This window comes from Streptomyces sp. P9-A4 (assembly GCF_036634195.1).
GTDB lineage: Bacteria > Actinomycetota > Actinomycetes > Streptomycetales > Streptomycetaceae > Streptomyces.
Genome location: NZ_JAZIFY010000001.1, coordinates 2,755,248 through 2,778,986, shown reverse-complemented (window position 1 = coordinate 2,778,986; position 23,739 = coordinate 2,755,248). Strand labels below are relative to the sequence as shown.

Sequence of the window (23,739 nt, the reverse complement as noted above, 5' to 3'; positions counted from 1 at the left end):
GGCGGGCCTCATCCGCCGGGGGTTTTCCACAGGGGTGGCCGGGGAGCCCGCGAAGGCGCAGAGTGGAGCCATGCGGGGGTGGTGGCGCGAGATCGCCGGGCTGGTGCTGCCGGTGGCCTGCGGAGGCTGCGGCGTACCGCGGACGGAGCTGTGCCCGTCGTGCGCGGAGGTCCTGACCGGGGCGGGGGAGGGGCCGCGCAGGGTGCGGCCCGCGCCCGAGCCCGCCGGGCTGCCGGAGGTGCACGCCGTCGCGCCGTACGAGGGTGCCGTACGCGAGCTGCTGCTCGCCCACAAGGAACGCGGGGCGCTCGTCCTCGCCGGACCGCTGGGCGGCGCGCTGGCCGGGGCCGTGGAGGCCGCTGCAGGGGCCGCCGAGGGGCCCGCACCGCGCCCGCTGCTCCTCGTACCGGTGCCGTCCTCGCGGCGCTCCGTGCGGGCGCGTGGCCACGATCCGACCCGGCGGGTCGCCCGGTCGGCGGCCGCCCGGCTGCGGAGCGCGGGGCGGCCGGCGCGGGTGGTGCCCGTGCTGCGGCAGCGCCGGCACGTGGCGGACCAGGCGGGGCTCGGGGCGCGCGGGCGGCTCGCCAACCTCGCCGGGGCGCTGGAGGTCGTGCCGGGCGGAGGGCGGCTGCTCCTCGCCGGAAAGGTGGTTCTCGTGGACGACCTGATGACCACGGGGGCCTCACTGGCGGAGGCGGCACGCGCTCTCGGAGCCGTACACCTTCCGTTCATTCCTGGAATACCGCACGGCTTACCGGTCGGTTCGGCGCAGCGCGGATTCGAACAGCTGGTGGCGGCTGTGATCGCATCCTCTCCCGCTTCGTTCGAAATAAACCGGAACTCGCCAGGAACTTGGATCGTTGCAGGTGGTGAGAGGTGAAAGCGCCCGAACGGAGGTATGTCGCGGTAGCGGGTGCCGACACCCGTCCGAAGGGGCTATGTTCGGTTGTGAGGAATGGCGAAAGCCATCGCTCGCCGAATACATGGTTGCGCCTACAGGACAGGAGTTCAGGGCGAATCAACCTCTTGTCGATGGGGTGGGGATCTTGTCGACTGGGGAGGAGGAGGTGAAAGTCGCCAAGTCCGAGCTCCGGTAACCACCGGAGTCTGGTGCAAAGGGAGAAGCCCGGCGGCCAAGGAGCCGATCCGGGCGATCCGGGAACGGAGTTCTGCGTGGACATCGTCGTCAAGGGCCGCAAGACCGAGGTGCCCGAGCGGTTCCGCAAGCACGTGGCCGAGAAGCTGAAGCTGGAGAAGATCCAGAAGCTCGACGGCAAGGTGATCAGCCTCGACGTCGAGGTGTCCAAGGAGCTGAATCCGCGGCAGGCCGACAGGTCGGACCGCGTGGAGATCACCCTCCACTCCCGAGGCCCGGTGATCCGGGCGGAAGCCGCGGCAGGCGACCCGTACGCAGCGCTCGACCTCGCCAGCGACAAGCTCGAGGCACGACTGCGCAAGCAGCACGACAAGAAGTACACCCGCCGTGGGAACGGCAGGCTTTCGGCGGCGGAGGTCGGGGACGTCGTTCCCGGTGCCGCCCAGCTCAACGGCGACGGGCAGCTCGTCGCCGACGAGACCGACAAGGTGCCCACCACGATGATGGGCTCGATCGAGGTCCAGGGTGAGGGCCCGCTCGTGGTCCGCGAGAAGACCCACCGGGCCGCACCGATGACGCTCGACCAGGCGCTCTACGAGATGGAGCTGGTCGGGCACGACTTCTATCTGTTCGTGGACTCCGACACGAAGCAGCCGAGTGTCGTCTACCGGCGACACGCGTACGACTACGGCGTCATCCATCTGGAGAGCGACCCGCTCGCCGAGGGCGGCGGCGCCGGCGGTGCGCTCGGCGGCTGACCGGCCGTCCCGCCGCGCACCACCCACACACTCGGGTGTCCCTCACGGTGCCCCTGGAGCGCTTCTCGCGCACCCAGGGGCACCACCGTGCGTGCACGGGAACACTCCGTCGCCGCCGGGGCATGAAATCATGGCGTGCACGCCAACCGGTGCTCTTCGGGCAGTGGTTGGAGGACCGGAAACGAATTCAGGCCACGGCCTTCAGGGGGAGGAACGATGGCGGACAGCTTCGGGCCGGTGCTCAGCGGGCGTGAGCACGGTGGCGCGGTCCCGGAGGGATCGGATTCGGACAGCGGTGCATTCCGCAAAGAACCGATCCGGGTCCTCGTCGTGGACGACCATGCCCTCTTCCGCCGGGGACTTGAGATCGTCCTCGCCCAGGAGGAGGACATCCAGGTCGTCGGAGAGGCCGGTGACGGGGCCGAGGCCGTCGACAAGGCGGCCGATCTGCTGCCGGACATCGTTCTGATGGATGTACGGATGCCCCGGCGCGGCGGCATCGAGGCGTGTACCTCCATCAAGGAGGTGGCCCCCAGCGCGAAGATCATCATGCTGACGATCAGTGACGAGGAGGCGGACCTCTACGACGCGATCAAGGCGGGGGCCACCGGCTACCTCCTCAAGGAGATCTCCACCGACGAGGTCGCGACGGCCATCCGCGCGGTCGCGGACGGGCAGTCGCAGATCAGTCCCTCGATGGCGTCGAAACTCCTCACCGAGTTCAAGTCGATGATCCAGCGCACCGACGAGCGCAGGCTGGTGCCGGCGCCCCGGCTCACCGACCGTGAGCTGGAGGTGCTGAAGCTCGTCGCGACCGGGATGAACAACCGGGACATCGCCAAGGAGCTCTTCATCTCCGAGAACACCGTGAAGAACCATGTGCGGAACATCCTGGAGAAGCTCCAGCTGCACTCCCGGATGGAGGCCGTGGTCTACGCGATGCGGGAGAAGATCCTCGAGATCCGCTAGGCGGGTCCCGCCCCCGCTCAGCCCAGGGCGCGTACCAGCTCCGGTGCCAGTTCCGGCGGGTTCACCCGGTCGGGGACCACCGACACCGCGTCGCAGCCGACCCAGTCGGCCGCCTCGCGCAGCGCCCGCGCCACCGCCGGCACGGCCTTCGGGCCGTCCAGGGTCACCTGCCGGGCGACGAGCGTCCGGCCCTCCCGCGCCGGGTCCACCCGGCCGACGAGCCGGCCGCCGGCGAGGACCGGCATCGCGAAGTAGCCGTGGACCCGCTTCTGCTTCGGCACGTACGCCTCAAGGCGGTGCGTGAAGCCGAAGATCCGCTCCGTGCGGGCCCGCTCCCAGATCAGCGAGTCGAACGGCGACAGCAGGGTCGTACGGTGCCGGCCGCGCGGCTCCGAGGCCAGCGCCGCCGGGTCCGCCCAGGCCGGCTTCCCCCAGCCCGCCACGGTGACCGGCACGAGCCCCGCCGCCTCGACGACCGCGTCGAACTGCTCGCCCTTGAGCCGGTGGTAGTCGGCGATGTCCGCGCGCGTGCCCACGCCCAGCGCCTCGCCCGCCTGCCGCACCAGACGCCGCACGCACTCGGTGTCGTCCAGGTCGTCGTGGAGCAGCTGCTGCGGGATCGCCCGTTCCGCCAGGTCGTACACCCGCTTCCAGCTGCGCCGCTCGACCACGACCACCTCGCCGTACATCAGCGCCCGCTCCACGGCGATCTTGGAGTCCGACCAGTCCCACCACTCGCCCTTGTTCTTCGCGCCGCCCAGCTCGGTCGCCGTCAGGGGGCCCTCGGCCCGCAGCTGGTCGATCACCTTGTCGTACGCCCCCGCCGCCAGCTCGTGGCCCCAGTGCGGGCGGTCGCGATAGGCGCGCCTGCGGAAGGCGAAGTGCGGCCACTCCTCGACGGGCAGCACGCAGGCCGCGTGCGACCAGTACTCGAAGGCGTTGCGCCGGGCCGGAGGCGTGCCGTCGGGGCCCGTGGGCCAGTAGGCGTCCTCGACCGCCGTACGGCCGACGGCGCCCAGGCGCGCGTACGGGATGAGCTCGTGCGAGCGGGCCAGGACGGAGATCGTGTCGAGCTGGACCTGACCGAGACCGCGCAGCACCCCGCGCACCCCGGCGCGGCGGTCCGGCGCACCCAGGAAGCCCTGGGCGCGCAGCGCGATCCGGCGGGCGTCGTCGGCGGACAGTTCGGCGGCGGGGCGCGGCACAGTCGTCATGGACCGCACCCTAGGCCCCGGCTCTGACAGCCGGGGCGGCCCCGGGCGGGCACCCCCGGGGCCTCAGGGTGTCCGGGCGGGCAGGTCGCGGGACGGGAGGTAGGGCAGGGGACTGGGGAGGCCGAAGTCGGACGGGAGGAGGGCCGCGACCCAGCTGTCGCGGAGCGTGCCCTTGTTGGTGAGTCCGGCGCGCTGGGTGCCCTCCATGGCGAAGCCGACCCGCTCGGCCACCGCGCGCGAGCCGGCGTTGCCGACCTCGGCGCGCCACACCAGGCGCGTGCAGCCGAGCCCGGTGAAGGCCCAGTGGGCGAGGGCGCGGACGGTCTCCGTCATGTAGCCGCTGCCGCGGTGCTCCCCGGCCAGCCAGTAGCCGACCTCCCAGACGCCCATGCCGCGGCTGCTCAGGGTGACGGCGGCGAGCAGGGGGCCGCCGGCCAGCGGTTCGACGGCGAAGGTGTACTCGGTGTCCTCGCGCCAGCCGTCGGGCACGAGCCGGTTCAGGAACAGCTCGGCGTCCTGCCGGGTGTAGGGGTCGGGGACGACGGTCCAGCGCCGGATGTCCGGATCCTGACAGATGGCGTACACCGCGTCGGCGTCCTCCGGGACGAAGTTCCGCAGCCGCAGTCGGTCGGTGGTGAGGGTGATGGGATCCATGCCGGGATTGTGATGACCCGGGGGACGGGAAGCGAACACTTTTCGGGTGGGGCGGCACCTTCCGCCCACTTCGTGCGTTCTCTTTCCGGGCGGACGTACGGCTCCGGCACTGCGGGCCTCCCTCTGCGAGGGCGGTCTCGCTTACGATGGCCGTTGCGGTGGGGACCACCTGCCGTGCCCGCGCTCGCGTCCATCACAAGACCCAGTGCCAGGCCCGACCGGCAAGGAGACCAGCCTCAGTGTCCGTCTTCAACAAGCTCATGCGTGCAGGCGAAGGCAAGATCCTGCGCAAACTGCACCGCATCGCGGACCAGGTCAACTCCATCGAAGAGGACTTCGTCAACCTCTCCGACGCCGACCTGAGGGCGCTCACCGAGGAGTACAAGCAGCGGTACGCCGACGGCGAGAGCCTCGACGACCTGATGCCCGAGGCCTTCGCGACCGTGCGCGAGGCCGCCAAGCGCGTCCTCGGCCAGCGCCACTACGACGTCCAGATCATGGGCGGCGCCGCGCTGCACCTCGGCTATGTCGCCGAGATGAAGACCGGTGAGGGCAAGACCCTCGTCGGCACCCTCCCGGCGTACCTCAACGCGCTCTCCGGCAAGGGCGTCCACCTGATCACGGTCAACGACTACCTGGCCGAGCGCGACTCCGAGCTGATGGGCCGGGTGCACCGCTTCCTCGGTCTGACGATCGGCTGCATCCTCGCCAACATGACGCCGGCCCAGCGCCGTGAGCAGTACAACTGCGACATCACGTACGGCACGAACAACGAGTTCGGCTTCGACTACCTGCGCGACAACATGGCGTGGTCCAAGGACGAGCTCGTCCAGCGCGGCCACAACTTCGCCTGTGTCGACGAGGTCGACTCCATCCTCGTCGACGAGGCCCGTACGCCGCTGATCATCTCCGGCCCGGCCGACCAGGCGACGAAGTGGTACGGCGACTTCGCCAAGCTCGTCACCCGCCTCTCCAAGGGCGAGCCCGGCAACCCGCTCAAGGGCATCGAGGAGACCGGCGACTACGAGGTCGACGAGAAGAAGCGGACCGTCGCCATCCACGAGGCCGGTGTGGCCAAGGTCGAGGACTGGCTGGGCATCGACAACCTCTACGAGTCGGTGAACACCCCGCTGGTCGGCTACCTGAACAACGCCATCAAGGCCAAGGAGCTGTTCAAGAAGGACAAGGACTACGTCGTCATGGACGGCGAAGTCATGATCGTCGACGAGCACACCGGCCGTATCCTCGCCGGCCGCCGCTACAACGAGGGCATGCACCAGGCGATCGAGGCGAAGGAGGGGGTGGCGATCAAGGACGAGAACCAGACCCTCGCCACCATCACCCTGCAGAACTTCTTCCGCCTGTACTCGAAGCTCTCCGGCATGACCGGTACGGCCATGACCGAGGCCGCCGAGTTCCACCAGATCTACAAGCTCGGCGTCGTCCCGATCCCCACGAACAAGCCGATGATCCGCAAGGACCAGTCGGACCTGATCTACCGGACCGAGGTCGCCAAGTTCGCCGCCGTCGTCGACGACATCGCGGAGAAGCACGAGAAGGGCCAGCCGATCCTGGTCGGCACGACCTCCGTCGAGAAGTCCGAGTACCTCTCGCAGCAGCTCTCCAAGCGCGGTGTCCAGCACGAGGTCCTGAACGCCAAGCACCACGAGCGGGAGGCCAGCATCGTCGCGCAGGCCGGCCGCCGCGGCGCCGTCACCGTCGCCACGAACATGGCCGGTCGCGGTACGGACATCAAGCTCGGCGGCAACCCGGACGACCTCGCCGAGGCCGACCTGCGCCAGGCGGGCCTCGACCCGGTCGAGCACGTCGAGGAGTGGGCCGCGGCCCTCCCCGCCGCCCTTGAGCGGGCCGAGAAGGCCGTCAAGGCGGAGTTCGAGGAGGTCAAGGACCTCGGCGGGCTCTACGTGCTGGGTACCGAGCGCCACGAGTCCCGTCGTATCGACAACCAGCTGCGCGGTCGTTCCGGCCGTCAGGGCGACCCGGGCGAGTCCCGCTTCTACCTGTCGCTCGGCGACGACCTGATGCGCCTCTTCAAGGCGCAGATGGTCGAGCGCGTGATGGCCATGGCCAACGTGCCGGACGACGTGCCGATCGAGAACAAGATGGTCACCCGTGCCATCGCCTCCGCGCAGTCGCAGGTCGAGACCCAGAACTTCGAGACGCGCAAGAACGTCCTGAAGTACGACGAGGTCCTCAACCGCCAGCGCGAGGTCATCTACGGCGAGCGCCGCCGCGTCCTGGAGGGCGAGGATCTGCACGACCAGATCCGCCACTTCATGGACGACACGATCGACGACTACATCCGCCAGGAGACCGCCGAGGGCTTCGCGGAGGAGTGGGACCTCGACCGTCTGTGGAACGCGTTCAAGCAGCTCTACCCGGTGAAGGTCACCGTGGACGAGCTGGAGGACGCGGCCGGGGACCGGGCGGGCATCACCGCCGAGTTCATCGCCGAGTCCATCAAGGACGACGGCCGTGAGCAGTACGAGGCCCGCGAGAAGCAGCTCGGCTCGGAGATCATGCGCGAGCTGGAGCGGCGCGTGGTCCTCTCCGTCCTGGACCGCAAGTGGCGCGAGCACCTCTACGAGATGGACTACCTCCAGGAGGGCATCGGCCTGCGCGCCATGGCGCAGAAGGACCCGCTGGTCGAGTACCAGCGCGAGGGCTTCGACATGTTCACCGCCATGATGGAGGGCATCAAGGAGGAGTCCGTCGGCTACCTGTTCAACCTGGAGGTCCAGGTCGAGCAGCAGGTCGAGGAGGTTCCGGTGCAGTCGAGCGCTCCGTCGCTCGACAAGGGTGACGCGGTGCCGGCCGCGGCCGGGCGTCCGGAGATCCGCGCGAAGGGGCTCGACGCCCCGCAGCGGCCGGACCGGCTGCACTTCTCCGCCCCGACCGTGGACGGCGACGGCGGTGTCGTCGAGGGCGACTTCGCCTCCGACGACGCGGACGGCGACGGGATGACGCGTGCGGAGCGGCGCAAGGCCCAGAAGAACGCGGGCGGCGGGCGTCGTCGCAAGAAGTGACGTCGCGCTGATGTGCTGAGACGGAGGGGTCGGTCGCCCGGTGGGCGGCCGGCCCCTTCGCCATGCGGGGCGGACGGCCGTGCCGGGGCCGTCGAGTGCGTCGTGCGGGGCGGGCCGCTGTGCCGGGGCCGTCGAGTGCGTCATGCCGGGAGGGCCGTTGTGCCGAGGCCGTCCAGCTCCACGGCGGCGCAGCGCCAGCGCTGGTCCTCGCCGCGCTCCAGGCGGAACGCCATCGCCCGTACGCGGGGCCCGGTCGCGATCGTCGCGAAGGCCTCCAGGGCCGTACGGTCCTCGTCCACCTGGACCGAGCAGCGGCGCAGCACCGGGCGGGGGCCGTGGGAGCGCAGGGGCGTCTCCGGGGCGATCCGGACGAGCTGCTCGTACGCCTCGCCGACGGTGTGGCCGAGCATCCAGTGCACCGGGCGCTCCCCGCTGAGCACGGCGAGCAGGCGTTCGGCGAAGACGGTGTGCGGGGGCAGGGCGCGGGGGCGGCTGCGGGGCGCGGGCGTGCGGGGGTGCGTGCCCGCCGGGCCGCGGGGGCGGGCGCCGGCCGGGCCGCCGGGGGCCCGGCGGGGGCGGGGGGTGCTGCCCGTGGGGGTGAGCGTGGTGGTCGTCATGGCGGCGGGCCCCTGTCGTTGCGTAACCGGTCGGTACCAGTCAGTAACTTTCCTTGGGGATCTTGTACGGGTGGACTCGGAGTCTCCGCAAGGAGTCCCGCGCGGCCGGGCGGTCCGAAAACGGATTCACCTATCCGGGTGACGCGGGGGAAAATCGGGTCTCCGGGGCCCCGGAGAAGGCCCTTCCGGGGTGGACGTACGCCGACTTCGGCCGGAATCCCCGAAGGGGGACTCCGGACGTATCCTGAGGGCCTCTCCGTCTACGAAAGCGGCCAGCCATGCGCGTGTACGTCCCCCTGACCCTCCCCGGTCTCGCACAGGCGCACAAGGCGGGCGAGCTGGGCGCGGGTCCGCTGACCGCCTACGCCGTCACCCCCGCCCTGCGGGAGTGGTACGTCTCCGACGACATCGAGGAACTGGAGTACGCGGCGCTCAACCGGGCCGCCTCCGCCTCCCTGCGCATGCTGGCCGGCGACCCCGAGGCGCCCCGGCGCCGGATCGTCCTCGCCGTGGACGTCGCCGACAAGGACGCGGTCACGGACCCCGACAGCGGGCTGGACGCCGGATCCATCGGCGAGGTCCGGATCGCCGGGCCCGTACGGCTCGCCAAGGCCGCCGCCGTGCACGCCGACGCGGACGACGCCGAGGCCGATGTGACGGCCGCCGCCGGGGCGCTCGGGGCGGCGGACCAGGGCGACGACGACGCGCAGTTCGTCGTGGACGGCGCCGAGGACCACGAGCTGCTGTGGTTCGGGATGCAGGAGATTCCGGGGCTGCTGGGCTGACCACCCGCCCCCGCACAGGGTATTCCTGGCTGTCGGAGGCGGCGGGTACCGTCCTTCCATGGGGAAGCACGGGAAGCATCTGGTCTGGGACTGGAACGGCACACTGCTCGACGACATCGGCGCGGTCATCGGGGCGACCAACGCCGCCTTCGCCGAGCTGGGGCTCGAATCGATCACTCTGGAGCAGTACCGCGAGCTGTACACGGTGCCGGTGCCCAAGTTCTACGAGCGGCTCATGGGGCGGCTGCCCACCGACTCCGAGTGGACCGTCATGGACGGCGCCTTCCACCGGCACTACTGGGAGCGGGCCGAGGCCTGCGGGCTGACCTCCGGGGCCGCGGAGCTGCTCGCGGCGCGGCAGGCGTCAGGGTTCACCCAGTCACTGCTGTCGCTCGCGCCGCACGCGGAGCTGATACCGCTGGTGCGGCGGCACGGGATAGCGGAGCGGTTCGTACGGATGGACGGGCGGGCCGACGCGTCGACCGACGGGAAGTCCGGGCACATGGTGCGGCACCTCGCCGCGCTGGCCGTCCCCGCCGAGCGGGTCGTCGTCATCGGCGACGCCGCGGATGACGCGGTGGCGGCGGCGCATGTGGGGGCGAAGGCGGTGCTGTACACCGGGGGGTCGCACAGTCGGGCTTCGCTGTCGCGGGTGGGGGTGCCGGTGGTGGATTCGCTGGACGAGGCCGTCGCCGTCGCGGAGGAGCTGGTCTAGCCGACCGCGGGCACGCGCGTAGGGGGGCGGCACGGGTGGTTGTGCCCACCCGTTCCGCCCTTGCGGAACGTATGCCCACCACCACCCGCGGGCCCCGGCGTCAGCCCTTGGCGCGGAGGACCTTCAGGAATTCGCGCATCCAGGTCGGGTGGTCCGGCCAGGCGCGGGAGGAGACCAGGAGGCCGTCCACCACGGCCGCGCTGTCCTGGAAGGTCGCCCCGGCCGCCTGCATGTCGAGTTCGAGCGCCGGGTACGCCGTGACCCTGCGGCCCTCCAGGCTGCCCACGGCGGCCGTCAGGAGCGGGCCGTGGCAGATCTGGGCCACCGGCTTGTCGGCGTCGAAGAAGGACTTGAGGATCTTGCGCAGCTCCGGGTCGTTGCGCAGGTACTCCGGCGCGCGTCCGCCCGGGATCACCACCGCCACGTACGCGCCGGGGTCGACCTCGGAGAAGGCCAGGTCGGCGGGCCAGGTGTAGCCGGGCTTCTCCGTGTACGTGTCGAAGCCGGGCTCGAAGTCGTGGACGACGAAGCGGAGCGTCTTGCGGGCCGGGGCCGCGATGTCGACCTCGTACCCCTCTTCGAGGAGCCGCTGGTACGGGTACATCACCTCCAGCGACTCCGCCGCGTCCCCGGTCACGATCAGGATCTTCGCCATGGCTCTCCCAGATCACAGATGGTCGGTCTGCCGTACTGCGCCCATGCTCGCGTACACACGGCCCCCGGCGGGGCGCTTTGCCAAGAGGACATGTGTCGCTGTCCATAACGTCAAACTTCCACCCCCTGTTTTGTACACATACGGCTCATGACGGTTCGGGGGTCGGGGGCGATAGGCTTTTGCCGTGATCAGCGCGATACGCCGAGGGGGCAGTGAAGCCCCCGGCTGCCGCCCGACTCGCTACGGCGGTCGGGCCGCCCGTGCGTTCGCCGATCCTTCCCGTCCGGGCGCGCCGCGCTCTGTGGCCGATAACGACCCGGACATCTCTCATCCGGGCATAACGTCGACTTCGACCGGAATCACCGCGTCGTGGCGTTGTGCCCTTTCTTCCACCGACGTCACGCAACGGCGCGCGACAGGAGTCAGAGGACATGCAGACCAAGCTGGACGAAGCCAAGGCCGAGCTGCTCGAAAGGGCCGCTCGGGTAGCTGAGCACAGCCCGGTCGGGGGGCGACTTCCGACGGGCCCGGAGGGTGCCGGGGAGCGCCCGGACCAGGACACCGTGCTCGAATACCTCCAGCGCTACTACCTGCACACGGCGCCGGAGGACCTCGGCGACCGGGACCCGGTCGACGTGTTCGGTGCCGCGCTCTCTCACTACCGGCTCGCGGAGAACCGCCCGCAGGGCACCGCGAACGTGCGCGTCCACACCCCGACGGTGGAGGAGAACGGCTGGACCAGCAGCCACTCCGTCGTCGAGGTCGTCACGGACGACATGCCGTTCCTCGTCGACTCCGTCACCAACGAGCTGTCCCGTCAGGGCCGCGGCATCCATGTCGTGATCCACCCGCAGGTCCTCGTCCGCCGCGACGTGACCGGCAGGCTCATCGAGGTCCTGTCGGCGCAGATCCACGGCGAGCTGCCGCACGACGCGCTCACCGAGTCCTGGATCCACGTCGAGATCGACCGCGAGACCGAGCGGGCCGACCTCAAGCAGATCACCGCCGACCTGCTGCGCGTCCTGTCCGACGTCCGCGAGACGGTCGAGGACTGGGACAAGATGCGCGAGGCGGCCCTGCGGATCGCCGAGGGCCTCCCGGACGAGCCCACCGCCTCCGACCTGCGCCCCACCGAGGTGGAGGAGGCCCGCGAGCTGCTGCGCTGGCTGGCCGACGACCACTTCACCTTCCTCGGCTACCGCGAGTACCAGCTGGTCAACGGCGACGCCCTGTCCGCCGTCCCCGGCACCGGCCTCGGCATCCTGCGCTCCGACCCGCTGCACTCCGGTGACGACAAGGGCCACCACGCCCACCCCGTCTCGCCGTCGTTCAGCCGTCTGCCCGAGGACGTGCGCGCCAAGGCGCGTGAGCACAAGCTGCTGATCCTGACGAAGGCCAACAGCCGCTCGACCGTGCACCGCCCCTCGTACCTCGACTACGTCGGCGTGAAGAAGTTCGACGCCGACGGCAACGTCATCGGCGAGCGCCGCTTCCTCGGACTGTTCTCCTCGGCCGCCTACACCGAGTCCGTCCGCCGGGTCCCCGTCGTCAAGCGCAAGGTCCAGGAGGTCCTGGAGGGCGCCGGCTTCTCGCCGAACAGCCACGACGGCCGCGACCTGCTCCAGATCCTGGAGACCTACCCGCGCGACGAGCTGTTCCAGACCCCGGCCGACCAGCTCCGGTCCGTCGTCACCAGCGTCCTGTACCTCCAGGAGCGGCGTCGGCTGCGCCTCTACCTGCGCCAGGACGAGTACGGCCGCTACTACTCGGCCCTCGTCTACCTGCCGCGCGACCGCTACACGACCCGCGTCCGGCTGCGGATCATCGACATCCTGAAGGAGGAGCTCGGCGGCACCAGCGTCGACTTCACCGCCTGGAACACCGAGTCGATCCTGTCCCGGCTGCACTTCGTCGTCCGCGTCGAGCCCGGCACCGACCTGGCGACGCTCACCGACGCCGACGTCGACCGCATCGAGGCCCGGCTCGTCGAGGCCGCCCGCTCCTGGGCCGACGGCTTCGGCGAGGCGCTGAACGCCGAGTGCGGCGAGGAGCGTGCCGCCGAACTGGTCCGCCAGTACGGCAACGCCTTCCCCGAGGGCTACAAGGCCGACCACTCGCCGCGCGCGGCCGTCGCCGACCTGGTCCACCTGGAGGCCCTGGCCCGCACCGAGGGCAAGGACTTCGCCCTCTCGCTGTACGAGCCGGTCGTCGCGGGCCCCGGCGAGCGACGCTTCAAGATCTACAAGACGGGCGACCCGATCTCCCTGTCCGCCGTGCTCCCGGTGCTCAACCGGCTCGGCGTCGAGGTCACCGACGAGCGCCCGTACGAGCTGCGCTGCGCCGACCGCACCCACGCCTGGGTCTACGACTTCGGTCTGCGGATGCCGCTCCCGACCGGCAACGGCGGCGACTACCTCGGCGACGACGCCCGCGAGCGCTTCCAGGAGGCCTTCGCCGCCACCTGGACCGGCGAGGCCGAGAACGACAACTTCAACTCCCTCGTCCTCTCCGCCGGGCTCACCTGGCGCGAGGCGATGGTGCTGCGCGCGTACGCCAAGTACCTGCGCCAGGCCGGAGCGACGTTCAGCCAGGACTACATGGAGGACACCCTCCGCAACAACGTCCACACCACCCGGCTGCTCGTCAACCTGTTCGAGGCCCGGATGGCGCCGGAGCGCCAGCGCGCCGGCGTCGAGCTGACCGACGCGCTCCTGGAGGAGCTGGACGCCGCGCTCGACCAGGTCGCGAGCCTGGACGAGGACCGCATCCTGCGTTCCTTCCTCACCGTCATCAAGGCGACGCTGCGGACCAACTTCTTCCAGCTGACGCCGGACGGGAAGCCGCACTCCTACGTGTCGATGAAGTTCGACCCGCAGGCCATCCCGGACCTCCCTGCGCCCCGCCCGGCCTTCGAGATCTGGGTGTACTCCCCGCGCGTCGAGGGCGTCCACCTGCGCTTCGGCAAGGTCGCCCGAGGCGGTCTGCGCTGGTCCGACCGCCGCGAGGACTTCCGTACGGAGATCCTCGGCCTGGTCAAGGCGCAGATGGTGAAGAACACCGTCATCGTGCCGGTCGGCGCCAAGGGCGGCTTCGTCGCCAAGCAGCTCCCGGACCCGACCGTGGACCGTGACGCCTGGCTGGCCGAGGGCGTCGCCTCGTACAAGACCTTCATCTCGGCGCTGCTCGACATCACCGACAACCTGGTCGCGGGCGAGGTCGTGCCGCCCCTCGACGTGGTCCGCCACGACGAGGACGACACCTACCTGGTGGTCGCCGCCGACAAGGGCACCGCGACCTTCTCCGACATCGCCAACGGGGTCGCGGAGTCCTACGGCTTCTGGCTCGGCGACGCCTTCGCCTCCGGCGGCTCCGCAGGCTACGACCACAAGGGCATGGGCATCACCGCCCGCGGCGCCTGGGAGTCCGTCAAGCGGCACTTCCGCGAGCTGGGCCACGACACCCAGACCGAGGACTTCACGGTCGTGGGCGTCGGTGACATGTCCGGTGACGTCTTCGGCAACGGCATGCTGCTCTCCGAGCACATCAGGCTCGTCGCCGCCTTCGACCACCGGCACATCTTCCTGGACCCGACCCCGGACGCGGCCGTCTCGTACGCCGAGCGCCGCAGGCTCTTCGACCTGCCCCGCTCGTCCTGGGCGGACTACGACCCGTCGCTGCTCTCCGCGGGCGGCGGCATCCACCCCCGCAGCGCCAAGTCGATCCCGGTCAACGCGCAGGTCAGGGCCGCCCTCGGCATCGAGGACGGGGTCACCAAGATGACTCCGGCCGAGCTGATGAAGGCGGTGCTCCACGCGCCCGTCGACCTGCTGTGGAACGGCGGCATCGGCACGTACGTCAAGTCCTCGGCCGAGTCCAACGCCGACGTCGGCGACAAGGCCAACGACGCCATCCGCGTCGACGGCCAGGACGTCCGCGCCCAGGTCGTCGGCGAGGGCGGCAACCTCGGCGCGACCCAGCTGGGCCGCATCGAGTTCGCCCGCACCGGCGGCCCCGAGGGCCAGGGCGGCAAGATCAACACCGACGCCATCGACAACAGCGCCGGCGTCGACACCTCCGACCACGAGGTCAACATCAAGATCCTGCTCAACGGGCTCGTCGCCGAGGGCGACATGACCGTCAAGCAGCGCAACAAGATCCTCGCGGAGATGACCGACGAGGTCGGCACGCTCGTCCTGCGCAACAACTACGCGCAGAACACGGCCCTGGCCAACGCCGTCGCCCAGTCGCCGTCCCTGCTCCACGCCCACCAGCGCTTCATGCGCCGCCTGGGCCGCGACGGGGCCCTCGACCGGTCCCTGGAGTTCCTGCCCAACGACCGGCAGATCCGCGAGCTGCTCAACAACGGCCGCGGCCTGAGCCAGCCCGAGCTGGCGGTCCTCCTCGCGTACACCAAGATCACGGTGGCCGACGAGCTGATCGGCACGGAGCTGCCGGACGACCCGTACCTGCGCGGGCTGCTCCACGCGTACTTCCCGACGCTGCTGCGCGAGAAGTTCGGCGAGGCCGTCGACAACCACGCGCTGCGCCGCGAGATCATCACCACCGTCCTGGTCAACGACACCGTCAACACCGGTGGCTCGACCTTCCTGCACCGTCTCCGCGAGGAGACGGGCGCGTCGATCGAGGAGATCGTCCGGGCGCAGACCGCCGCCCGTATGGTCTTCCGCCTCGGCCAGGTCTGGGACGCCGTCGAGGCCCTCGACAACAAGGTGCCGGCCGACGTCCAGACCCGGATGCGGCTGCACTCGCGCCGGCTCGTCGAGCGCGGCACGCGCTGGATGCTCAACAACCGGCCGCAGCCGCTCCAGCTCACCGAGACCATCGAGTTCTTCTCCGACCGGGTCGAGGAGGTCTGGGCGCAGCTGCCGAGCCTGCTGAGCGGTTCGGACCTGGAGTGGTACCAGTCGATCCTGGACAAGCTGACCGAGGTCGGCGTGCCCGAGGAGCTGGCGCTGCGGGTGGCCGGCTTCTCGTCCGCCTTCCCGATCCTCGACGTCGTCGCGATCGCGGACCGGATGGGCAAGGAGCCGCTGGCGGTGGCCGAGGTCTACTACGACCTCGCCGACCGGCTGCGGATCACCGACCTGATGGACCGGATCATCGAGCTGCCGCGCAGCGACCGGTGGCAGTCGATGGCCCGCGCCTCGATCCGTGAGGACCTGTTCGCGGCGCACTCGGCGCTGACCGCGGACGTCCTGACGGTGGGCAACGGCACGACGAGCCCGGAGGAGCGGTTCAAGGCCTGGGAGGAGAAGAACACGGCCATCCTGGGCCGCGCGCGGACGACCCTGGAGGAGATCCAGGGCTCGGACACCTTCGACCTGGCGAACCTGTCGGTGGCGATGCGGACCATGCGCACGCTGCTTCGTACGCACAGCTAGTCGTGTGAATGGGAGGGGCCCCGCCGGTTTTCCGGCGGGGCCCTTCCCGTTGTGCGCTTCACGCGGTCCGTTCCGTGCGCTTCGTTCCGTGCGCTTCACGCGGTCTCTTCCGTGCGGTCTACGCCGTCTCTTCCGGGGGGCCCGCGACCGTCGACGTCCACAGGCGGCGGGAGGCGAGCAGGGCCGCCGCGAGCAGCAGTCCGTTGCGGAGCACCATGACGGCCAGGCCGCGGGTGGTGCCGGCGATGACCTCGTCGTACAGGACGGGGTACGCCAGCGAGCTGAGCGCCGCCGCCGGGAGGATCAGCAGCGCCACCGGGCGCATCACGGTGGCGCGTGAGGTCAGGCAGACGGCGGCGAGCCCGAGCAGCCAGATCATGTACTGGGGGCTGATCACCCGGCTGGTCGCGGTGAAGAGCAGGACGGCGGTGAAGGCGGCGTCGAAGGGGGTCGCGGCGGTCCAGCGGTGGGCCCGGACGCGCCACAGGAGCAGCCAGCCGAAGGCGAGCACGGTGAGCAGCAGGGCGAGGTGGCCGAGGCTGGAGACGTACGGGCCCACGTACTCGAAGGCGCCGTAACGGAACTCGACCGTGCCGGGCCAGATCCCGGAGGCGTGGGCGAGCGCGAGGGCCGTGCCGCCGAGCGACTCGATCTGGATGCCCCGGCTGCCCTGCTGGCGCAGGAAGCCGAGCGACTCGGAGAAGAACAGCGCGAGGGTGGCGAGGAGCGCCAGGGCGGCCACGACGGCGGCGGTCCAGGCCTCGCGGCTGGTACGGCCCCGGGGGGTGCCGATCAGGGTGAGCACCGGCCAGACCTTGACCATCGCGCCGATCCCCGCGAGCGCCCCGCCCAGCTGGTGGGCCGCCGTGGGGCGGGCGCTGAGGGCGAGCAGGGCGAGGACGGCCAGGGCGGTGGTCTGGACGTCGTAGCGGGCGAGCGGCAGGTGCAGGAGGAGCGGCAGGCCGCAGACCCAGTACCAGGATCCGTGGGTGAGCCGGGCGCTGTCGGCGCGGGCGAGCGCCAGGGTGACGACCGCGTCGGCGAGGAGGGTGAGGGCGACGAACGCCTGGAAGTAGGTCAGCCAGGGCAGCAGGCCCGGGGACATGATCACCAGCCCGGCGCCCGGCGGGTACTGCCAGGTGACGTCGCCGGGCGGGAAGGTGCCCTGGGCGAACTGCCCGTACCAGTGCTGGTAGAGGGCCACCTCGCGGCCGACCCCGCCGATGCCGAGGTTGTCGCGGAGCAGCAGCAGGACCATGCCGACGCGGGTCAGCAGCCAGACGGCGGCGAGGGCCAGGCGCGGGCCGCTGCCGACCGTGACGAAGGTCGCGGAGGTGAAGGTGTCCGAGTCGAAGGGGGACCCGGTGAGGGAGGGGGGCTCCGTCCCGGTCCGGCGCGGCGACTGAGGGTGATCGTTCGTCATCCCTCCGCACTTTAGCCCGCAATGCCCTATTTGTTCGTTGTCTTCGGGTCCGGCCCGGCGCTTGTCCTCGGGCCGGGACCGGCGGTGAACTCCTCGTACGCCGCCACCACCTCCTTCGCCGGGCCGTCCATCCGCAGCGTGCCGGCCTCCAGCCACAGCGCCCGCTCGCAGGTCTCCGTGATCGTCGAGTTCGAGTGGCTGACCAGGAAGACCGTGCCCGCCTCCGCCCGCAGCTCGTCGATCCGCGCCTGGCTGCGGCGGCGGAAACGCGCGTCGCCGGTCGACAGGGCCTCGTCGATGAGCAGCACGTCATGGCTCTTCGCGGCGGCGATCGAGAAGCGCAGCCGGGCGCCCATCCCGGAGGAGTACGTCCGCATCGGGCGGGAGATCGCGTCGTCCTTCTCGTTGATGCCCGAGAAGTCCACGATCCCGTCGTAGCGCTCCCGGACCTCCGCGCGGCTCATGCCCATCGCGAGGCCGCCCAGGATCACGTTCCGCTCACCCGTCAGATCGTTCATCAGGGCCGCGTTGACACCGAGCAGCGAGGGCTGCCCCTGGGTGTAGATCCGGCCCCGCTCGACAGGCTGGAGGCCCGCGACGGCCTTCAGGAGGGTGGATTTCCCAGATCCGTTCGAACCGATCAGGCCAATCGCCTCGCCCCGGTACGCGACGAAGCCGACCCCCTTCACGGCGTGGACCCGGCGCGCGGCCGGAGCCGCTCCGCCGCGACGCAGGATGCGGCTCAGCGCGGCCGTCGCGGCGCCCCGGCCACCGGAGTGGCCGCCGTTGACGGTGTACGTGATGTGGACGTCGTCGACCACCACGGTCGGTGTTCCTCGGGTGTCAGCCACGGCCGTACGTCTCCTCCGCCTTCCAGAACCAGATGAAACCGCCCGCGAAGGCCAGCAGGGCCCAGCCGACGGCGAGCGCCCAGACGTGCGGCGGGAGCTGCGCCGCCGTGTAGCTCCCGATCAGCGCGAAGCGCATCAGGTCGATGTAGACGGCCGCCGGGTTGCACTGGAGGGCCAGCACCACGCCCTCCGGGAAGCGCCCGCCGACCGCCAGGTTCTGGATCGACCACATGGCCCCGGAGGCGTACATCCAGGTGCGGAGCACGAACGGCATCAGCTGGGTGATGTCCGGGGTGCGGGCCGCGAGCCGGGCGAGCACGAGCGCCACGCCCGTGTTGAACAGCGCCTGGCACAGGAGCGCGGGGACGGCGAGCAGCCAGCTCCAGGTGGGGAACTCGCCGAAGCAGAACAGGATCACGACCAGCGCGGACAGCGAGAGCAGCAGCTGCTGGAGCTGCTGGAGCGCGAGCGAGATCGGCAGGCCGGCGCGCGGGAAGTGCAGGGCGCGGACCAGGCCCAGGTTGCCGCTGATCGCGCGGGTGCCGGCCATGACCGTGTCGGAGGTGAACGTCCACACGAAGATGCCGGTGATCAGGAAGGGCACGTAGTCGGGGACGCCGTGCTTGGCGTTCATCAGGACGCCGAAGATCGCGTAGTAGACGGCCGCGTTGAGGAGCGGGGTCATCACCTGCCAGACCTGGCCGAGGCGCGCCTGGCTGTACTGGGCGGTCAGGCGGGCGGTCGCGAAGGCGGTGATGAAGTCGCGGCGGGACCAGAGCTGCCGGACGTAGGCGGGGAGCGAGGGGCGGGCCCCGCTGACCGTGAGGCCGTGGCGCAGGGCGAGTGCGCGCAGGTCCTCGGCGGGGGCCTGAGGTGGGGGTGGGGCGAGGGTGGTGGTCACGGGCGGGCGCTTTCGGCGAGGGGGCGGGGCGCTTCCGGTGAGGCGTGGGGTGTGGTGCGTGACGCGTGGGATGCGAGGTGTGGTGCGTGGTGCGTGGTGCGTGACGCGTGACGCGTGGTGCGTGCTGCTCAGGTGTGACGATGGGACGGGTCCGTATCGTCGCTACGGGGAGAGTAGGGCGGGTCCACGCCGGAACGCAACCGTATCGTCGTAACGGTATCGAGGCGTCGCGGTTGGCTAGGATGCCCTCATGACCGATCCGACCCCCCGCCGCGCCCCCGCCGGAGCCGCCGTACTCCGCGAGGACGTGACCGAGGCCATCCGCGCCGCCGTCTTCGAGGAGCTCGCGGCCGTCGGCTTCGCCCGGATGTCCATCGAGGGCATCGCGCGCCGCGCCGGAGTCGGCAAGACCGCCGTCTACCGGCGCTGGAAGTCCAAGCTCTCCCTCGTCCTCGACCTCGTCGGCGCCTTCGCCGCCCAGGGCCTGCCGGCGCCCGCCACCGGGTCGCTGTACGGGGATGTGCGCGCCCTCCTCGAAGTGGCCATGCACGCCCTGCGCCACCCGGTCGCCTCGCAGGTCATCCCCGACCTGCTCGTCGAGGCCGCCCGGCACCCCGAGATCGCCGAGACCGTGAAGTCCACGCTGCTCGACGGCCAGCAGGGCGTGGTCACCGGCATCGTCCGCGAGGCCGTCGGCCGCGGCGAACTCCCCGAGGGCGCCGACCCCGCCCGCGCCCTCGACCTGATCGTCGGCCCCCTCTACTGGCGGCTCGTCGTCGTCCGTACGCCGCTGCCGCCGGGGTACGCGGACGACCTGGCGCGCTCGGCGGTGGCGGCGCTGCGCGCGTAGGCGTGGTCGGCGCCGCGCCCGTAAGCCCGGCGCCGGCGCCGTACCCGGAAGGCCGGCGCCGTACCCGGAAGGCCGGCGCCGTACCCGTAGGCCCGGCGCCGTACCCGTAAGCCCGGCCGGTCCGCGGCCTACTTCACCGCGCCCGCCATCACGCCCGTCGTGAACTGGCGCTGGAACGCGAAGAAGACCACCAGCGGCACCACCATCGACACGAACGCCCCCGGTGCCAGCACGTCCACGTTGTTGCCGAACTGCCGTACCTGCTGCTGGAGCGCCACCGTGATCGGCGGCGACTGCGAGTCCGCGAAGATCAGCGCGATCAGCATGTCGTTCCACACCCACAGGAACTGGAAGATCCCCAGCGAGGCGATGGCCGGACCGCCCAGCGGCAGCACCACCCGGGTGAAGAGCTTCACCTCGCCCGCCCCGTCGAGCCGCGCCGCCTCAAGGAGTTCGCGGGGGATCTCCGCGAAGAAGTTCCGCAGCAGGAAGATCGCGAACGGCAGCCCGAAGGCCGTGTGGAAGAGCACCACCCCGAGCGTCGTCTCGAACAGCCCGACCGCGCCGAAGAGCTTCGACACCGGGACCAGCGCCACCTGCACCGGGACCACCAGCAGGGCCACCACACCCAGGAACCACCAGTCCCGCCCAGGGAACTCCAGCCACGCGAACGCGTACCCCGCGAACGAGCCGAGGGCGAGCACCAGCAGCGTCGCCGGGACCGTGATCAGCACGGTCGACAGGAGGGACCCGGTGATCGTCTCGTTCGCGAGCAGCCGGCCGTAGTTCTCGGTGGTCAGCTCGGCGGGGGCGGTGAACACCCGCCACCAGCCGCTCGCCGCGATGTCCGAGGGCGAGCGGAGCGAGGAGAGCAGCAGCCCCACCGTCGGCAGCAGCCAGAACAGCCCGGCCAGGAGGAGGAACACACGGACCGCGCCACCGGCGGTGCGGGCGGCGATCCGGGCGACGAGCGACGGCCTCACCGGCGGTTCTCCCTTCGGATGCGGCGGATGTTGACCGCCATGACCGGCAGGACGAGGAGGAGCAGGACGACGGCGATGGCCGAGCCGACGCCGAGGTCGGCGTCCGTGCCGAAGGACGAGCGGTACAGCTGGAGCGCGAGCACGTTCGCGTCGTCCAGGGCCGAGCCGGGCGCGATGACGAAGACCAGGTCGAAGACCTTGAGGACGTTGATCATCAGCGTGACGAGGACGACCACCAGGACCGGCGCGAGCAGCGGCACGGTGATCCGGCGGAACACCTGCCACTCGTTCGCCCCGTCCACCCGCGCCGCTTCCAGCAGCTCGCGCGGCACGGCGGCCAGACCGGCGCCGATCAGCACCATCGCGAACCCGGCCCACATCCACACGTACGCCCCGATGACCGCCGGGGTGACAAAGTCGGGACCCAGCCACTCCACCCCGTCGTACTGCTCCCGGAAGTTGCTCGCCGGCAGCCGGAGCACGGCCCCGTCCGCGCGGTCGGCGGGCAGACTGAACGTGCCGTCGGCCGCCGCCGTGGTCCGGGCGACCACCTCGCCGTCCCGTACGGCCTCGATCCGCAGGCCCGCGAGGCCCAGTTCGGCGGCGTCGATGGCGTTCGGCCGGCCGCCGCCGCCCCGGGTGAAGTCCAGCCAGGCCGTCCCGGAGACGGTGCCCGCGGCGGACGCCCCCTCCCGGGCCGGGCGGGCCTCCTCCGGCATCTGCCCCGGAGCCACCCCGATCAGCGGCAGCCGTACGGGCTCCCCGGCGCGCACCGGCACCTTGGTGACGAAGGCGCCGTCCCCGGTGGCCTTCAACGGATGCACCGGCAGCGGCCGGGCGCGGGGGAAGCCCGAGGACTCGGCGAAGGTGTCGTGGACCCCGACCCACACGGCGTTGGCGACCCCCCGGTCCGGGTCCTGCTCGTACACCAGCCGGAAGATGATCCCGGCGGCCAGCATCGAGATCGCCATCGGCATGAAGACGACCAGCTTGAACGCCGTGCCCCAGCGCACCCGTTCGGTGAGCACGGCGAAGATCAGCCCGAGGGCCGTCGCCACCGCCGGGGCGACGACCAGCCAGATCAGGTTGTTGCGGACGGCGGTGCGCAGGGAGTCGTCGGTGACGAGCGAGAGGTAGTTGTCCAGGCCGACGAAGCCGTCACCCGAGCGGTCGAAGAGCGAGCGCTGGACGGAGTACCCGATGGGGTAGACGACCAGCGCGCCGAGCAGGAGCAGGGCGGGGAGCAGGAACCCCACCGCGACCGTCCTGCTCCTGCCGTTGCCACGGACGCTGTTGCCGCGCGCGCTGTTGCCACGGGTGCTGTTCCTGCCGTTGCCACGGACGCGGGCCGTTTTCGGCATGCCGGGACCTCAGCCCTTCGCCGCGGCCCGGTACGCCTTCTCCGCGTCCTGCTCCAAGCGCGCCTGTGTCCCGGCGATGTCCTTCGGGTTCTTGAGGAAGTCCTGGAGCGCCTTCCACTCGCCCTTGCCCGGCGTCCCGCCGAAGGACTGCGGCATCTGGTCCGACATGTCGAAGCGGAAGGCGTCGCCGGAGTCGAGGAGCGCCTTCGCGATCTCGCGCTGGACGTCGTTCGGGTACGCCGCCGGGTCCAGGTTCTTGTTGGGGGAGAGGAACCCGCCCTCGGCCGCCCAGATCTTCGCCGCATCCGGGGAGGCGAGGAAGGCGAGCAGCGCCTGCGCGCCCTTGGTGTCCTTCAGCGCCACGGCCGCGTCGCCCGCCGTCACGACGGGGGAGGTGCCGCCGTCGCCGACCTTCGGGAAGGGGAAGACCTTGGCGTCCGTACCGATCTTCGCCTTCGTCTGGGCGATGTTGACGGCGGCGAAGTCGCCCTCGAAGACCATCGCCCCCTTGGGCTGGTCGCCGCCCGTGAAGGTCTGGGTGACCGAGACCGGGTACTCGGTCTGCAGGGCGCCGTTCGTACCGCCCGCGATCAGCGCAGGCTTGCCGAAGAGCTCGGCCAGTGTCGTCAGGGCCGCGGTGACGGACGGGTCCGTCCACTTGATCGTGTGCTTCGCGAGCTGGTCGTACTTCGCCGGGCCCGCCTGCGAGAGGTAGACGTTCTCGAACCAGTCGGTGAGGGTCCAGCCGTCCGCGCCGCCCACCGAGACCGGGGTGACGCCGGAGGCGGAGATCGTCTCGGCGGTGCCGAGGAACTCCTTCCAGGTCTTCGGCTCGGTGGCGCCCGCGTTGTCGAAGACGGCGGAGTTGTACCAGACCAGGGACTTGTTGGCGGCCTTGAAGTAGACCCCGTACTGGGTGCCGTCGACCGCGCCGAGCTCCTGCCAGCCGCGCGAGTAGTTCGCGGCCAGAGCCGCCTTGGCCTCCGGGCCGACCGGCTTGAGCCACTTCTGCGCGGCGGCCTGCTGGATCGCGCCCACCTGCGGGAGCATCGCCACGTCCGGCGGTGCGCCGCCCGCGATCTTCGTCCCCAGGAAGTTCACGATCGGGTCCTGCGCGGGCACGAACGTGACCGTCGCGCCCGTGCGCTTCTCGAACTCCTTGAGGACCTTGGTGAAGTTCTCCTGCTCGGGGCCCGTCCAGACGGCGGCGACCTCGATCTTCTCGCCCTTGAGGGGGAGGGTGCGGTCGGGTCCGGATTCCGGGTCCTTGGAGGTGTCGCCGCCGCAGCCCGCCAGGGCGAGTGCGGCCAGTGCCGTGAACGCAGTGAGGGTCACTGCGGTTTTGCGTGGGCGAAGAGTTGTACGCATCGCTGCCCCGTCTCTACCGTGCGCGTCGCTGTCCCGTGCGACAGGTCTACGCCGGGGTGGCGGGCCCCGCAATACCGCCTTCCGTGTCAA

General features: G+C 71.0%; 18 protein-coding genes. 8 read left to right on the top strand and 10 right to left on the bottom strand.

The features are described from left to right. Positions 1–70 precede the first annotated feature (70 nt). The 3 genes from V4Y03_RS12460 to V4Y03_RS12450 all read left to right on the top strand — a co-directional run bounded on the left by V4Y03_RS12460 (position 71) and on the right by V4Y03_RS12450 (position 2,823). Positions 71–880, top strand: a complete 810-nt coding sequence (locus tag V4Y03_RS12460) for a ComF family protein (protein WP_332434960.1) — start codon at positions 71–73, stop codon at positions 878–880. Between the two features lie 293 nt (positions 881–1,173). Continuing rightward, complete coding sequence (gene hpf, locus V4Y03_RS12455) at positions 1,174–1,854, top strand: ribosome hibernation-promoting factor, HPF/YfiA family (RefSeq protein WP_317877544.1); 681 nt, start codon at positions 1,174–1,176, stop codon at positions 1,852–1,854. Positions 1,855–2,070: 216 nt separating this feature from the next. After that, a complete protein-coding gene (locus V4Y03_RS12450) occupies positions 2,071–2,823 on the top strand; it encodes a response regulator (protein WP_017237000.1) in 753 nt (250 codons plus the stop codon). Positions 2,824–2,840: 17 nt separating this feature from the next. Here the strand turns inward: V4Y03_RS12450 and V4Y03_RS12445 are convergent, their stop codons facing one another. Both V4Y03_RS12445 and V4Y03_RS12440 read right to left on the bottom strand, forming a co-directional pair. Next, positions 2,841–4,037, bottom strand: a complete 1,197-nt coding sequence (locus tag V4Y03_RS12445; RefSeq protein ID WP_317877543.1) for a winged helix-turn-helix domain-containing protein — start codon at positions 4,035–4,037, stop codon at positions 2,841–2,843. A gap of 63 nt (positions 4,038–4,100) precedes the next feature. Continuing rightward, positions 4,101–4,691, bottom strand: coding sequence for a GNAT family N-acetyltransferase (locus V4Y03_RS12440; protein ID WP_317877542.1), 591 nt, complete (start codon positions 4,689–4,691; stop codon positions 4,101–4,103). A gap of 239 nt (positions 4,692–4,930) precedes the next feature. Between V4Y03_RS12440 and secA the strand changes: the two genes are divergently transcribed. Continuing rightward, entirely contained in the window at positions 4,931–7,738 is a 2,808-nt protein-coding gene (gene secA, locus V4Y03_RS12435; RefSeq protein WP_317877541.1) for a preprotein translocase subunit SecA, read from the top strand. 140 nt (positions 7,739–7,878) lie between these two features. Here secA and V4Y03_RS12430 read toward each other — a convergent pair whose 3' ends face one another. Continuing rightward, entirely contained in the window at positions 7,879–8,355 is a 477-nt protein-coding gene (locus V4Y03_RS12430) for an Rv3235 family protein (RefSeq protein WP_332434959.1), read from the bottom strand. 278 nt (positions 8,356–8,633) lie between these two features. Between V4Y03_RS12430 and V4Y03_RS12425 the strand changes: the two genes are divergently transcribed. Together V4Y03_RS12425 and V4Y03_RS12420 are read left to right on the top strand one after the other, a co-directional pair. Continuing rightward, positions 8,634–9,140 carry a DUF6912 family protein gene (locus V4Y03_RS12425; RefSeq protein WP_317875611.1) on the top strand — a complete coding sequence of 169 codons (507 nt, stop codon included), beginning with the start codon at positions 8,634–8,636 and terminating at the stop codon, positions 9,138–9,140. Positions 9,141–9,198: 58 nt separating this feature from the next. Further along, positions 9,199–9,855 (top strand): HAD family hydrolase, encoded by a 657-nt coding sequence (locus V4Y03_RS12420; RefSeq protein ID WP_317875612.1) that lies wholly within the window; start codon positions 9,199–9,201, stop codon positions 9,853–9,855. A 100-nt stretch (positions 9,856–9,955) separates the two neighbouring features. Here V4Y03_RS12420 and V4Y03_RS12415 read toward each other — a convergent pair whose 3' ends face one another. Continuing rightward, positions 9,956–10,510, bottom strand: a complete 555-nt coding sequence (locus tag V4Y03_RS12415; RefSeq protein ID WP_056558146.1) for a DJ-1/PfpI family protein — start codon at positions 10,508–10,510, stop codon at positions 9,956–9,958. A gap of 431 nt (positions 10,511–10,941) precedes the next feature. Between V4Y03_RS12415 and V4Y03_RS12410 the strand changes: the two genes are divergently transcribed. Beyond that, on the top strand, positions 10,942–15,912 hold the full coding sequence (locus V4Y03_RS12410) for an NAD-glutamate dehydrogenase (protein ID WP_332434958.1): 4,971 nt from the start codon (positions 10,942–10,944) through the stop codon (positions 15,910–15,912). A 118-nt stretch (positions 15,913–16,030) separates the two neighbouring features. On the opposite strand, the gene V4Y03_RS12405 is transcribed toward V4Y03_RS12410, so the two are convergent. From V4Y03_RS12405 to V4Y03_RS12395, 3 genes are read right to left on the bottom strand one after another with little or no spacing between them, the layout of a single operon-like run. Then, positions 16,031–17,335, bottom strand: coding sequence for a glycosyltransferase family 87 protein (locus V4Y03_RS12405; RefSeq protein WP_332434957.1), 1,305 nt, complete (start codon positions 17,333–17,335; stop codon positions 16,031–16,033). 26 nt (positions 17,336–17,361) lie between these two features. Then, positions 17,362–18,186, bottom strand: a complete 825-nt coding sequence (locus V4Y03_RS12400; protein ID WP_332434956.1) for an ABC transporter ATP-binding protein — start codon at positions 18,184–18,186, stop codon at positions 17,362–17,364. Then, positions 18,179–19,087: an ABC transporter permease gene (locus V4Y03_RS12395; RefSeq protein ID WP_332434955.1), complete on the bottom strand. Its 909-nt coding sequence runs from the start codon at positions 19,085–19,087 to the stop codon at positions 18,179–18,181. Before V4Y03_RS12395 ends, V4Y03_RS12400 begins: the two co-directional genes overlap by 8 nt. 250 nt (positions 19,088–19,337) lie before the next feature. On the opposite strand from V4Y03_RS12395, the gene V4Y03_RS12390 reads away from it, so the two are divergent. Beyond that, positions 19,338–19,937 carry a TetR/AcrR family transcriptional regulator gene (locus V4Y03_RS12390; protein ID WP_332434954.1) on the top strand — a complete coding sequence of 200 codons (600 nt, stop codon included), beginning with the start codon at positions 19,338–19,340 and terminating at the stop codon, positions 19,935–19,937. Positions 19,938–20,065: 128 nt separating this feature from the next. Here the strand turns inward: V4Y03_RS12390 and V4Y03_RS12385 are convergent, their stop codons facing one another. From V4Y03_RS12385 to V4Y03_RS12375, 3 genes are read right to left on the bottom strand one after another with little or no spacing between them, the layout of a single operon-like run. Next, positions 20,066–20,920: a carbohydrate ABC transporter permease gene (locus V4Y03_RS12385; protein WP_317875618.1), complete on the bottom strand. Its 855-nt coding sequence runs from the start codon at positions 20,918–20,920 to the stop codon at positions 20,066–20,068. Further along, positions 20,917–22,281, bottom strand: a complete 1,365-nt coding sequence (locus tag V4Y03_RS12380; RefSeq protein ID WP_332434953.1) for a carbohydrate ABC transporter permease — start codon at positions 22,279–22,281, stop codon at positions 20,917–20,919. The genes V4Y03_RS12385 and V4Y03_RS12380 overlap by 4 nt, the downstream gene beginning before the upstream one ends. A gap of 9 nt (positions 22,282–22,290) precedes the next feature. Continuing rightward, positions 22,291–23,649: an ABC transporter substrate-binding protein gene (locus V4Y03_RS12375; protein WP_317875620.1), complete on the bottom strand. Its 1,359-nt coding sequence runs from the start codon at positions 23,647–23,649 to the stop codon at positions 22,291–22,293. Positions 23,650–23,739: the final 90 nt, after the last annotated feature.